The organism is Bradyrhizobium sp. B124 (genome assembly GCF_038967635.1).
GTDB lineage: Bacteria > Pseudomonadota > Alphaproteobacteria > Rhizobiales > Xanthobacteraceae > Bradyrhizobium.
Genome location: NZ_CP152413.1, coordinates 311,554 through 324,709, shown reverse-complemented (window position 1 = coordinate 324,709; position 13,156 = coordinate 311,554). Strand labels below are relative to the sequence as shown.

The following is a 13,156-nucleotide window of genomic DNA, read 5'->3' as shown; positions in this document are numbered from 1 at the left end:
CTTCCTACTCACGCGCAGGGACGGGAACGCTTCGAGGCCATGGTGATCAAAGCTGCCGATATGCTGATTGCACGACGCGCCGACACCCGCGCGCGGGCCGACTTTGCGACCTGGAAGATGATGGCGAAGCTGAACGGCGCCTCCGCCCTGCCGCCGGAGGCGCAGAATTTCCTGGCCATCCACAAGAGACTGCTGGACCAGATGAGCGACGCCGACGCCAGCGAGGCGACGATCCAAGAGATGTACCGCACCTACTATGCGGAGATGGGCGGCGCCGGCAAAGCACCCGAGGTTCCGGCACGCTCGCGCGAACCGGCCGCCGACACCGGCAACGTCACCGCGTTCCGCCGCCTGCCCGCCAAGAAGACGGCCGCCGCTGCCCCTAACGCCAAGCGCCCGATGCCGGTGGCGCTGATCTTCGCCTGCCTCGTCGTGGTCTACGTCGCGATCCGCTACTACTGGAAATAGCACGGTCCGCGCTGCAATCCATTCCCGCTCTCATCACCGACATGCGGACGCTGCGGCGTCGCGTCGCGCGTCAATGGCCGCTCAATCGCCGCAGCGTGGAATATCGCGCGCGATCGATCGCGCCTGCGCCCTAGGCGATACGCCCGATGCCGGGCATAATGAGGAACTCAAAAACAAAAATCATACTGGAGGGAAGATGAAGCGTTCCATTGCAGCCGCCGTCAAGACAGCCTTGGTGATGACCGCGAGCCTCGTGTTCGTCGGCAGCGCGTCGGCGCAGACGATGGACAAGGTCGCCAAGGTCGGCGCCCTCGGCGATCAGTCCGGTCTCTATCAGGACATCGGCGGTCCCGGCTCGACGGTGGCGGCGCAGATGGCGATCGAGGATTCCGGGCTGCTGGCGAAGGGCTGGAAGATCGACCTGATCTCGGCCGATCACCAGAACAAGCCCGACGTCGCGGTCAACATCGGCAAGCAGTGGATCGATGTCGAGAAGGTCGACGTGTTCGTCGATCTCGCGGCCTCCAATGTCGGGCTCGCGATCGCCAACCTCGCCAAGGAGAAGAACGTCGTCAACCTCAACTCGGGCTCCGCCTCATCCGACCTCACGGGCGCGCAGTGCTCACCGAACACGGTGCACTGGGTCTACGACACCTACATGCTCGCCAACGGCACCGGCAAGGCGCTGGTGAAATCCGGCGGCGACAGCTGGTTCTTCCTCACCGCGGACTATGCGTTCGGCCAGGCACTCGAGCGAGACACCTCAGCGGTCGTCACTGCGAATGGCGGCAAGGTGCTCGGCAGCGTCAAGCACCCGCTCAACAACGCAGATTTCTCGTCCTTCCTGCTGCAGGCGCAGAGCTCGAAGGCCAAGATCGTCGGTCTTGCCAATGCCGGCGGCGACACCACCAACGCAATCAAGCAGGCCGCCGAATTCGGCATCGTCTCGGGCGGTCAGAGGCTTGCCGGCATGCTGCTGTTCATCACCGACATCAACGCGCTCGGCCTCAACGTCGCGCAGGGCCTGAACTTCACCGAGACATTCTACTGGGACATGAACGACCAGACCCGCGCCTTCACCAAACGGTTCATGGAGCGCTTCAAGAAGAACCCACCGACCATGGTGCAGGCCGGCGTCTATTCCTCGCTGATCCACTATTTCAAGGCGCTGGAGGCGCTCGGCGGCAATCCACATGACGGCCGCGCCGTCGTGGCCAAGATGAAGGAGCTGCCGACCGACGATCCGCTGTTCGGCAAGGGGTCGATCCGGATCGACGGCCGCAAGATCCACCCCGCCTATCTGTTCGAGGTGAAGAAGCCGTCGGAATCGAAGTATCCGTGGGACTATTACAAGCTGGTGGCGACCATCCCCGCGGATGAAGCCTTCCTGCCGCTCGAGAAGAGCGTCTGCCCGCTGGTGAAGAAGAGCTGAGACGCCGTCCTTCCGGGCCTCGCGACACGAGCGCCCGGAATTCATCGATCCGTCGAGCATGCGGCACAATGGATTCCGGGCTCGCGACTTTGTCGCGCCCCGGAACGACAACAACTACTGCTTCGGCTTGCTATAGACGATCGGGACAGTGTAGCTGAACGTGTCTTCGGTCAGCTCCGCAGGCGGAGGTGGCAACTCCGGACTAGCGCGGCGAAGCAGCGCCAACGCCGCTTCGTCATAGACGGGATCTCCTGACGATTCGGCGATGGCGAGTTCGATCACGCGGCCGAGCCGGTTCAGGACGAAGCTGAGCACCACCCGTGCTTCCTTGCCCTTGCCGACCTTCGGGTAACGCTTGTTCTTCTCGATGATGCCAATGATCTTCTTGTCCCATTTGGCCGTCAGCGCGAGCTTGTCCTTGCCGATCCCGGGATTGGGCGCCTTCATCGTCTCCGACTGACGCGTGTCCTCCAGCTTGGTTGGCGCGGCCGCTTCTGAAGCCTGCTGCGCTTCCTGGGCGTTGGTCTCGACCTTGGCGACCTTGGCCTCGTCCTCCTTCTGTTTCTTGGCGGTGTCCTCCGTCACGATGCGATCGGGGTCGTCGGCCTCCATCGGCTTGGCCTGAGGCAGGTCGGTGTCCTTCACCTCTGCCTTCTGCTGCGCCATCTCCTGCACGGCCTGCTGCTCGTCGGCCGGCGCGCCGGGCGGTGCTGCATCATCGGGCACGTCAGGAGAGGCGAGTTCGACAGCGTATTCCGCACCAGCAGCACCGAGCCCCTCGCCACCGTCGTCGCCGCGCAAATTCGCCAGCGCCAGCGCCGCGCCGCCCAGATGCAGCCCGACCGCCGTCACCGCGGCGATCACCCAGAGCCGCTTCGACGTCCGCAGGTCAAGATCGGGGTTGGTGGACATCGCTGTTCGCCGTCAGGGTTTGGCCGGTTCGGCCTGCGCCGCCGCGGGCGCTCCCGGAACGCCCTCGAGCGTGACCAGCTTGACATGCGTGTAGCCGCCGGCGCGCAGCAGCTCCATCACGCCCATCAGCTCGCCATAGGGCACCATGCGATCGGCCCGCAGGAACACGTATTTGTCCCTGCTCATGTCGGGCACCGCATCGAGCGAATTGACCAGGTCGGCCCGCTTCACCGCGTTCTCGCCGATCGCCAGCGTCAGGTCGGGCTTGATGCTGAGATAGGTCGGCTTGTCCGGCTTCTTCTGCGGCGTCGCGCTGGAGGTCGGCAGATCGATCGGCAGATCGACGGTCGAGAGCGGCGCCGCCACCATGAAGATGATCAGCAGCACCAGCATCACGTCGATGAACGGCGTGACGTTGATCTCGTGGGATTCCGCGAAATCGTCGTCGCCATCGTTCTCGGAGATCGAGACTGCCATCGCCTACTCCGCCGCCGCGGCGCGCGGAAGCGCGGTGCGCGGAACGTCGCCATGGGTGCGATCGAGATCGCGCGACAGGAGCCGTCCCGCCGCGCCCGAGGCGCGGTTGACGAGCTCGAGATAGACCTTCGTAACGCGCGAGAAATGGTTGTAAATGATGACGGCGGGGATCGCCGCGACGAGGCCGATCGCGGTTGCGAGCAGCGCTTCCGCGATGCCCGGCGCCACCACGGCAAGGTTCGTCGTCTGCGACTTCGAAATGCCGATGAAGCTGTTCATGATGCCCCAGACGGTGCCGAACAGGCCGACGAAGGGCGACGTCGCGCCGATAGTTGCGAGCAGGCCCATGCCGACGCGGATCTTGCGGGCTTCGGCGCGCACGATCTCGGCAAAGCTGGACGCGGCGCGCTCCTTGATGCCGGCGTCGCTGGAGATGCCCGCCGACAGTCGTCCCTCGCGCATCGCGGCCGCAATGAACGACGACAGCACGCTGCCCTTGGCGCCGAGTGCGAACTGCGCTTCCGCCAGCGACCGCGATTCAGCGATCTTGGCGAGCGCGCCGCGCAGCTTGCTCTGCGCCACGGTCAGCTCGACCATCTTGGCGATGAACACAGTCCAGGTCACCAGCGAGGCGAAAGCGAGACCGAGCATCACCGCCTTCACGATGATGTCGGCGTTCAGGAACATGTTCCACGGCGACAATTCGTGCAGGCCGGTGCTGGTCGACTTCAGCACCTTGCCGTCGCCGTTCGCCGGCACGGCCGGCGACGCATCGAGCGCCGTCGGTGCAGGAGCCGCTGCGGCGGGTGCCGGCGCGGTCTGGGCAGCTGCCACTGGCTGGGCCTGCGCAGCCGGCGGTTGGGCGACGGGTGCGGACTGAGCTCGGGTCACCGGCGCGGGCTGCGCGGCAGGCGCCGTTTGCTGCTGCGCCGAAGACGGCGCAGCCAGCATCAGCATCGCCAGCGAGGCGATCATGGCGGATGCAGCGGGGAACTTGAATGTCATCATCAGTTACACTTCAGCCCAGTGGCGGATCAGGTTGTGATAAATCCCGGTCAATTTGACCGTTTCAGGGTCATCGCGGCCCAGCCGCTCCACCAGAGCCTGGATCGCAGTATCGAGATCAAAGATCAGACTGCGCGCGTGGGCATCCCGTACCATGCTCTGCAGCCAGAAAAAAGACGCTACCCGGGTCCCCCGCGTGACCGGCGTGACCAGATGCAAGCTGGAAGCAGGATAAACGACGAGATCGCCTGCCGGCAGCTTGATTTCATGGGATCCGTAGAGGTCCTCGATGACGAGCTCGCCGCCATCATAGTCTTCCGGCTCCGATAAAAACAGCGTGACCGAGAGGTCGGTGCGGATCCGCAAGCCCGTCAGTTTGTCGCCCCGCACCGCATTATCGACATGCAGGCCGAAATGGTGCCCGTCGCTGGCGGCGTAGCGATTGAACAAGGGTGGAAAGATTTGAAGCGGGATCGCCGCCGAGATGAAGCGCGGGCTTGCCGACAGCGCCGACAGGATCCGGTTGCCGAGCTGCCGCGCGACCTCGCTGTCGGGCGGCAGCTGCTCGTTGCGCTTGACCATTGCGGACGCGGCACCCGCGGTCGAGCGGCCGTCTTCCCAATCACTGGCATCCATGATGCGGCGAAATTCCGCCACATCAGCCTTGCTCAATACGTCGGGAATACAGACCAGCATCTTGTACCGCGAAGCCTCCGTCAGTAACGCGCAGACACAACCAGATACGCAGCGCGCCCCGGCGCTTCCAGCACGAACGGTGCTGCGCTCTGGTACAGCGCGTCGTAGTAACGCTTGTCGAAGATGTTGTTGACGAACAGCTTCATGGTCCAGTGCTTGTCGATCTTCGCCTCGGCAAAGGCGTCGAAGCGCCAATAGCTCGGGATCGACGTGCCCTGGTTGGCCGCGAGCAGCGTGCCGCCATAGACCTTCGAGCGATACACTGCCTGCCCGCCCAGCTCCCACATGTCGGTGAGCTGATATTTCGTCAACATGCTGAAGGACTGATGCGCGACGTTGGCGAGCGGCAGTCCGACGTTGCTCGAGTACAGGATCGTGTTGGCCGGCGGCGCGAGCGACCTCGTCACGACCGACTGCATCAGCACCAGTCCGCCGAACACGCTCCACTTGTCGGTGATCTTGCCGCCGACGCCGAGATCGATGCCGCGGATGCGATAGGCGGCGCCGGCCGTGATACAGGAGATGTTGCCGGTCGTTCCGGTTGGATAGGAGCATCCGAGCGCTGAAGCCGCGGCTGCGTTGTTGACGTTCTGCGCTTCGCGCGCGTTTTCCTTCTCGGTCTGGAACAGCGCCGCCGTCACCAGCAAGTGGCGATCAAACAGCTCCCACTTGGTGCCGACCTCGATGGCCTTGTTCTTTTCCGGCCCGAAGATCTGGGTGTTGCCGCCGGCAAGGTTGGGATTGATGCCGCCATAGGCTGTGCTGGTGCCGTCGAACTCGGCACCGACAGGGTTGGACGAGGTCGCGTATGCCGCATAAACGCTGCCGTTCGGCAGCGGCTTCAGCGTGAGACCGACGTTGAAGTTCGGCATCCCGAACTCGGCGGACTGCTGGCCGAGCGTGCCATTCGTCGCGAACGCGGACGTGTTGATGTTGTAGTCGTCGTAACGGACACCGCCATTGAGGATGACGAAGTCGTTGTAATTGGCGGAATCCATCACGTATCCGCTCACGGTGTCGATACCGATCTTGGTCGGTCGTCCCATGAGCGACGGGATTCCGAACGGCTGATTGGTGTTGACCGGATTGAAGACACTGACGCCGGAGAGCGAGCCGCCCCCCGTGAAGGCCGATGTGCCGGTGGTTATTTCGGAGGCGAGGCCGGTGTAGCTATCGATCGAAGACCGCTCGTTGTCGTATTCGACGCCGGCCGTCGTGGTGTGCTTGAACCCGAGGCCGTCGACCGACTTGTAGGTCGCCTCGGTCTGGTTGGCGAACACGTCGGTGACCTGGTAGCGGCTTTGCGGGTTGGTCGTGAGCGTATAGCTCGTGAACGGCGCGCCGGCGGCCAGCGTCGGCGATTCCGGCAGCGTGCCGATGTAGTTCTGGGTCGAACGCGATTCCCGGATCTTGTTGCTGATCGTCAGGTCCGGCGTGATCTGCACCTCGGCATTGATCGTGCCGATGTCCTGCCCGGTCCTGAAGAAGTCGCGATTGACGAAGCCGTAGAAATTATTGCGGTTGACGCCGAAGTCCGGGAACGGGCCGCCGGCCGTGCTCGCGGTGCTCGGCCGGTAATACGGCACGCCGAAATCCGGGATGCCGGTGAGCTCGGTGTGGATGTAGTTGCCGCTGATCTTCACCGCATCGACCGGCTTCCACGTTCCGGCCACGAACGCACCGTCGCGATTGTCGGTAACATAGCTGCGGCCGGCGACGCCGGCATCCTGGAACAGGCCGCCGGCGCGGATCGCCAGCGTCGGGCTGATCACCTGGTTGACATCGAGCGTCACCCGCTTGGTGCGATCGGTGCCGAACGAGGTGTCCATGTTGTAGAAGCTGTTCTCCGTCGTCGCCTGCTTGGTGACGATGTTGATCGCGCCGCCGGTGGTGCCGCGGCCCGCAAAAGACGAGCCCGGGCCGCGCAGGATCTCGACCTGCTCGGTGAAGAAGTTCTCGCGGACGCTGACGCCGGCGTCGCGTACGCCGTCGATGAAGACATCGTTGCGCGCGTCGAAGCCGCGGATGAAGAAGCGGTCGCCGAACGCATTACCGCCCTCGCCCGTGCCGAGCGTGACACCGGCCGTCGACAGGATCGCCGATTTCAGCGAAGTGGCGTTCTTGTCTTCGAGCACGTCCTTGGTCAGCACCGTGACCGACTTCGGCGTGTTTAGGATCGGCTCGGGATACTTTCCCGATGCCTGCAAACGGTCGCCCTTGTACGGCGCGGCCGGATCCGCGTAGCGATCGCGGTCAGCGGGAAGACCGCCGGCGTTGGGAAACGGCACCGGCGCCTGCTGGGCCTGCTGATTGCTGCGGCGCGCGGCGCGGCGCAGCGCGTTGCGGGCGCGGACCTGGTCCGCTGTGGGCTTTGACGTGACGGGCCGCGGACGCGCGACCGGGGCATCGACATTCACCGGCGGCAGGTTGGATTGCTGCGCTTCGGCCCCCGAGAACGAGGCCACCGCGATCAAGCTCGCGACGGCGGAGACCTTCGTGGCGGAATAACCGGTATCATCAGCCGAACCGATCGCGGCATCGAAGCGCAGCGATCTCGGCGCCTTCACATTGCTCATTTCTTGCACGCCCCCAGAAAACCAAATCCGTTCGCGAAATCACCGTGCGACGAACTGTCTCTTTCGGTTATCGAGCGCGACTTTTTTTATCAATGCGATCAGCGCCACAGTTGGCTTGAATCGCCCCAAATCAAAGCGATTCTAATCTGTGGTTTGAAATCGTTCTAAACTCAGTTTTTAAGTGTTCTAATAGTCGTTCTAAATTGGTGCCAACGCACCTACCCAATCACTCGGCGCTTGGTGGCTTCATCAGCGAGAACAGCTCATCGATGGTCCGTTGCGCGACCTGCCGCACGCGGTCGCTGTTCTCGAGGCCGGCGATATTGACGCCGTCGACGACCGCTTTGATCTCGTCGCGGAAGTCGGTGAGAAAGCGCAGCGGGTCACGCTGCTCGTTGGCGACGCGCGCGATCAACCCGGTGACCAGGATCTGGCACGCCATCATGCGCCCGTTCAACTCATCCATCGCTACCCTCATCCTGTCGCATCGTCGCTGCGCGATATGAACGACATCCCGCGGCGTTTCAACCGCGTCGCGCAAATTGCATCAGGTGAGCGGATGGAGAGCAGGTCGCGGCGAGGCTCGCGCTATTTCGCGGCGATGTGCGCGGCATCCTCGCCGAGCGCCTTGATGCGATCCTTGACCTCGCGCAGCGTGGCCAGTCCGCTCTCGACATGTTTGTCCGATACGTCACGGAGCACGTCGCTGGCGATCGCATCGCGCAGACTGTCGAGATCGTCAACGAGACGGCGCCCGCTCTTCGTCAGGAACAGCCGATTGGCGCGGCGGTCCCGGGGATCGGGACGGCGTTCGAGCAGGCCATGTTCGACGAGCCGGTCAAGCAGCCGCACCAGCGAGATCGGCTGCAACTCGAGCACGTCGGCAAGGTCGACCTGGGACAGTCCTTCCTGCTCGCGCAGGCGGAACAGCACGATCCATTGGGCCCGCGTGGTGCCTCGCGCCTTGGCGCGATGATCGATATAGTTGCGCAGCAGCCTGGAACTCTCGACGAGTTGCGCAATGAACTGGCGTTTGAGATCGAGCGACATAGGGGTCCTCGGTGCGTTTCCCAGACGGAATATTTCTGCTCGTTTCTGGCCTAAACCTTTCCAAATGTTTAGGATTCTCAAGCCTTGGTGTGTTTACACATTAAGTGCACGCATATTATATCCGCAAGCTCTGTGAACCGTTTCGATCACCCTTTCTTGTTACGTCGAACCCAAGAGTCCGCATGTCAAAGTCACGCACCATCGGTTGGGTTTTAGTGATCGCTGCGGTCGGCGGGGCCGGTTATTTCGGCTGGCAGAAGCACACGGACAATCAGCTGGCGGCAGCAGCCGCGCAGAAGCGTGCCGCCCAGCGCCCGGCCGTGCCGGTCAAGATCGCGCCGGTCGAGAAGGCCGACTTCCCGGTCTACCTGACCGGCCTCGGCACGGTGCAGGCATTCAACACCGTCCAGGTCCGCACCCGGGTCGACGGCCAGATCACCAGGATCGCGTTCAAGGAAGGCCAGTTCGTCAAGGCGGGCGACACGCTGGTCGAGATCGATCCGCGGCCCTATCAGGCGACGCTCGACCAGGCCAAGGCCAAGAAGGCCCAGGACGAGGCCAATATCGCCAACGCCAATCTCGACCTGCAGCGCTACACCAAGCTCGGCGAGTTCGCGACGCGCCAGCAGCTCGACACCCAGCGCTCCACCGTGGCCCAGCTCACGGCCCAGATCGCGGCCGACGACGCTGCCATCTTCAATGCCCAGACCCAGGTCGACTACGCCACCGTGAAGTCGCCGATCGACGGCATCGTCGGCCTGCGACTGGTCGATGTCGGCAACATCGTCAACGCCTCGGCGGCGACCGGCATCGTGACGATCACCCAGATCGAGCCGATCACGGTGATCTTCACCGCGCCGGAAGACCAGCTGCCCGATATCAAGGCGGCACTGGCGGTGGCGCCGCCCAAGACCATTGCCCTGACCACCGACGGCAAGCGGGTGCTGTCCACCGGAACCCTGGCGCTGATCAACAATCAGGTCGACACCACCAGCGGGACTGTCCGGCTGAAGGCGGTGTTTGATAACAAGGACCATGCGCTGTGGCCGGGCCAGTCGGTCTCGACCCGGCTCCTGGTCAGAATCTTGAAGGATGCCACCGTCGTCCCGGATGACGCGGTGCAGCATGGCACCGAAGGCCTGTACGCGTATTCAGTCAACCAGGAGAACAAGGCCGAGCTTCGCAAGCTCAAGGTCAGCCAGTCGATCGACGGCAAGTCGGTGATCGAGGAGGGCCTGTCGCCGGGACAGCAGGTGATCACCGCGGGCCAGTACAAGGTCTCGCCGGGAACCCTGGTGACAACGGCGGTGGCGAGCACGGACCAGTCCCAGTCGAAGGTTACGCAGGAATGAGCGCCGGAATATCCGCACCATTCATTCGCTTCCCCATCGGCACCTCGTTGCTGATGGCCGGCATCCTGTTCGTCGGCCTCGTGGCCTATCCGCTGCTGCCGGTCGCGCCGCTGCCGCAGGTCGACTTCCCCACCATCCAGATCACCGCGACGCTCCCGGGCGGCAGCCCGGAGACAATGGCAACTTCGGTCGCCCAGCCGCTGGAGCGCCAGTTCGCGCAGATCCCCGGCATCGCGCAGATGACCTCGACGAGCTATCTGGGCACGGCGTCGGTCACGATCCAGTTCGACCTCAACCGCTCAATCGACGGCGCCGCCAACGACGTGCAGGCCGCCATCAACGCCGCCAGCGGCCAGTTGCCGAAGAATCTCCCCTCGCCGCCGACCTATCGCAAGGTCAATCCGGCGGACGCGCCGATCATGCTGCTGTCGGCAACATCGGACACGCTGCCGCTGACCACGGTCAGCGATTCCGTCGACGCCCAGCTTGCCCAGCAGATCAGCCAGATTTCCGGCGTCGCGCAGGTCATCATCGGCGGCCAGCAGAAGCCGTCGGTTCGCGTCCAGATCGACCCGGCCAAGCTGGTCGCGAAAGGCCTGTCGCTGGAGGACGTCCGCGCCGCGATCAACATCGCAACCGTCGACAGCCCGAAGGGCAATATCGACGGCGCCACCCGCGCCTACACCATCTATGCGAACGACCAGCTGCTCACGGCGGACCCGTGGAACGACGTCATCATCGCCTACCGCAATGGCGGGCCGCTGCGCATCCGTGACGTCGGCCAGGCCGTGACCGGACCTGAGGATGCCAAGCAGGCCGCCTGGGCCAACGGCAAGCGCGGCGTGTTCCTCGTCGTGTTCAAGCAGCCCGGCGCCAACGTCATCGACACCGTCGACAAGATCAAGGCGACGCTGCCGCGGCTGGTGGCGGCGATCCCGCCGGCGATCAAGATCGAGGTCATCTCCGACCGCACCACCACGATCCGCGCCGCAGTGGAGGACGTCCAGTTCACCCTGCTCCTGACCATCTTCCTGGTCGTCATGGTGATCTTTGCCTTCCTGCGCAGCTTCTGGGCGACCGTCATCCCTGCCGTGACGGTGCCGCTGGCGCTGCTCGGCGCCTGCGCGCTGATGTGGGTGTTCGGCTACACGCTCGACAATCTGTCGCTGATGGCGCTGACGATCGCGGTCGGCTTCGTGGTCGACGACGCCATCGTGATGCTCGAAAACATCAGCCGCTACATCGAGGAAGGCGAGCGGCCGATGGCCGCCGCCTTCAAGGGCTCCAAGGAAATCGGCTTCACCATCGTCTCGATCAGCATCTCGCTGGTCGCGGTCCTGATCCCGCTGCTGCTGATGGGCGGCATCATCGGCCGCCTGTTCCGCGAATTCGCGGTCGTGCTGGCGATGACCATCTTCGTCTCGATGTTCGTGTCGCTGACGCTGACCCCGATGATGGCTTCGCGCTTCCTGCGCGCCCACAACGAGGAGAAGCACGGCCGGTTCTACCAGCTCAGCGAGCGCGGCTTCGACGCCATGCTGCGCGGCTATCAGAGCGGGCTCGACCTCGCGCTGCGCTGGAAGTTCACGACCCTGATGATCTTCTTCGCGACGCTGGCGCTGTCGATCTACATGTTCGTCATCATCCCGAAGGGCTTCTTCCCCCAGCAGGACGTCGGCCTGATCACCGCGACCTCGGAAGCCAGCCAGGACATCTCGTTCGCTGAAATGAAGGGGAAGCAGGAGGAGCTCAGCAAGATCGTCATACAGGATCCCGGCGTGGCGACGGTGGCGATGGCGATCGGCGGCAGCGGCCGGGCCGGTAACAACGGCAACATGTTCATCACGCTCAAGCCGCTGAACCAGCGCGATGCCAACGCGCAGCAGATCATCGCCCGCCTGCGGCCGAAGCTGGAGAAGGTGCTCGGCGCCCGGCTGTTCATGCAGGCCGCGCAGGACGTCCGCCTCGGCGGCCGCCCGACCCGCACCCAGTTCGAATTCACGCTGCAGGACGCCAACCTCGCCGAGCTGAACGAATGGGCGCCGAAGATCCTCGGCAAGATGCAGACGTTGCCGCAGTTGCGCGACGTCGCCACCGACCAGCAGACCAACGGCACCACGGTCGAGCTGAAGATCAACCGCGACACCGCCTCGCGCTATGGCATTCAGCCGCAGCTGATCGACGACACGCTCTATGACGCGTTCGGCCAGCGCCAGGTGACGCAGTACTTCACCCAGCTCAACAGCTACCACGTCATTCTCGAGGTGCTGCCGGAGTTGCAGGGCTCGATCGACACGCTCAACAACATCTACATCAAGTCGCCGCTGACCGGCGAACAGGTGCCGCTGTCGACCTTTGCGAAGTGGACCACCGTTCCGGTACGGCCACTGTCGATCAGCCACCAGGGCCAGTTCCCGGCGATCACCATCTCGTTCAACCTGGCGCAGGGTGTCGCGCTCGGCCAGGCGACGGAAGCGGTGCAGAAGGCAATGACCGACCTCGGCGCGCCGCCGACTCTGAGCTCAAGCTTCCAGGGCACCGCGCAGGCGTTCCAGCAATCGCTGTCGACCGTGCCGCTGTTGATCCTGGCGGCGCTCGTGGTCGTCTACCTGATCCTCGGTATTCTCTACGAGAGCTACATCCATCCGATCACCATTCTGTCGACGCTGCCCTCGGCCGGCGTCGGCGCGCTGGCGATCCTGATGGCGGCCGGCTTCGACTTCTCGCTGATCGCGCTGATCGGCATCATCCTCCTGATCGGCATCGTGAAGAAGAACGGCATCATGATGGTCGACTTCGCGATCGCCGCCGAGCGCGATCAGCACATGGAGCCGGTGGCGGCAATCCGCCAGGCCGCCCTGCTCCGCTTCCGCCCGATCATGATGACGACGATGGCCGCGATGCTCGGCGGCGTGCCGCTGATGCTAGGGACCGGCACCGGCTCCGAGATCCGCCAGCCGCTCGGCTACGCGATGGTCGGCGGTCTGATCGTCAGCCAGGCGCTGACGCTGTTCACGACGCCCGTGGTTTATCTCTATCTCGACAGGCTCTCCAACGCGTTTGCGAACTGGGGCCGCTCGCCGCCCGTCGACCACGATGCCGACGATGGCGAGGATCGGTCGGTCAAGCAGGCCGCCGAGTGACTTGACTTTTGCCCGCATACCGGCACACCCGAAAGATGTTCATTT

At 64.0% G+C, this 13,156-nt stretch carries 11 protein-coding genes; 4 read left to right on the top strand and 7 right to left on the bottom strand.

Annotation, left to right across the window (positions count from 1 at the left end; all coding sequences use genetic code 11):
• Positions 1 to 60: 60 nt before the first annotated feature.
• Positions 61 to 468 carry a hypothetical protein gene (locus AAFG13_RS01355; protein ID WP_342713528.1) on the top strand — a complete coding sequence of 136 codons (408 nt, stop codon included), beginning with the start codon at positions 61 to 63 and terminating at the stop codon, positions 466 to 468.
• A gap of 196 nt (positions 469 to 664) precedes the next feature.
• Positions 665 to 1,900 carry an ABC transporter substrate-binding protein gene (locus AAFG13_RS01350; RefSeq protein ID WP_342710900.1) on the top strand — a complete coding sequence of 412 codons (1,236 nt, stop codon included), beginning with the start codon at positions 665 to 667 and terminating at the stop codon, positions 1,898 to 1,900.
• Positions 1,901 to 2,014: 114 nt separating this feature from the next.
• On the opposite strand, the gene AAFG13_RS01345 is transcribed toward AAFG13_RS01350, so the two are convergent.
• The 7 genes from AAFG13_RS01345 to AAFG13_RS01315 form a co-directional block, all read right to left on the bottom strand.
• On the bottom strand, positions 2,015 to 2,812 hold the full coding sequence (locus AAFG13_RS01345; RefSeq protein WP_342710899.1) for a TonB family protein: 798 nt from the start codon (positions 2,810 to 2,812) through the stop codon (positions 2,015 to 2,017).
• Between the two features lie 12 nt (positions 2,813 to 2,824).
• Positions 2,825 to 3,289 carry a TonB system transport protein ExbD gene (exbD, locus tag AAFG13_RS01340; RefSeq protein ID WP_212315072.1) on the bottom strand — a complete coding sequence of 155 codons (465 nt, stop codon included), beginning with the start codon at positions 3,287 to 3,289 and terminating at the stop codon, positions 2,825 to 2,827.
• Positions 3,290 to 3,292: 3 nt separating this feature from the next.
• Positions 3,293 to 4,297, bottom strand: coding sequence for a tonB-system energizer ExbB (exbB, locus tag AAFG13_RS01335; RefSeq protein WP_342710898.1), 1,005 nt, complete (start codon positions 4,295 to 4,297; stop codon positions 3,293 to 3,295).
• Between the two features lie 3 nt (positions 4,298 to 4,300).
• Complete coding sequence (locus AAFG13_RS01330) at positions 4,301 to 4,990, bottom strand: Fe2+-dependent dioxygenase (RefSeq protein WP_342710897.1); 690 nt, start codon at positions 4,988 to 4,990, stop codon at positions 4,301 to 4,303.
• Positions 4,991 to 5,010: 20 nt separating this feature from the next.
• Positions 5,011 to 7,566 carry a TonB-dependent receptor gene (locus AAFG13_RS01325; protein ID WP_342710896.1) on the bottom strand — a complete coding sequence of 852 codons (2,556 nt, stop codon included), beginning with the start codon at positions 7,564 to 7,566 and terminating at the stop codon, positions 5,011 to 5,013.
• A gap of 226 nt (positions 7,567 to 7,792) precedes the next feature.
• On the bottom strand, positions 7,793 to 8,032 hold the full coding sequence (locus AAFG13_RS01320; protein WP_092112999.1) for a hypothetical protein: 240 nt from the start codon (positions 8,030 to 8,032) through the stop codon (positions 7,793 to 7,795).
• Between the two features lie 122 nt (positions 8,033 to 8,154).
• On the bottom strand, positions 8,155 to 8,616 hold the full coding sequence (locus tag AAFG13_RS01315) for a MarR family transcriptional regulator (protein WP_342710895.1): 462 nt from the start codon (positions 8,614 to 8,616) through the stop codon (positions 8,155 to 8,157).
• A 182-nt stretch (positions 8,617 to 8,798) separates the two neighbouring features.
• Between AAFG13_RS01315 and AAFG13_RS01310 the strand changes: the two genes are divergently transcribed.
• Positions 8,799 to 9,968, top strand: coding sequence for an efflux RND transporter periplasmic adaptor subunit (locus tag AAFG13_RS01310; RefSeq protein WP_342710894.1), 1,170 nt, complete (start codon positions 8,799 to 8,801; stop codon positions 9,966 to 9,968).
• A complete protein-coding gene (locus AAFG13_RS01305; RefSeq protein ID WP_342710893.1) occupies positions 9,965 to 13,111 on the top strand; it encodes an efflux RND transporter permease subunit in 3,147 nt (1,048 codons plus the stop codon). The genes AAFG13_RS01310 and AAFG13_RS01305 overlap by 4 nt, the downstream gene beginning before the upstream one ends.
• The last annotated feature ends 45 nt before the right edge of the window (positions 13,112 to 13,156 follow it).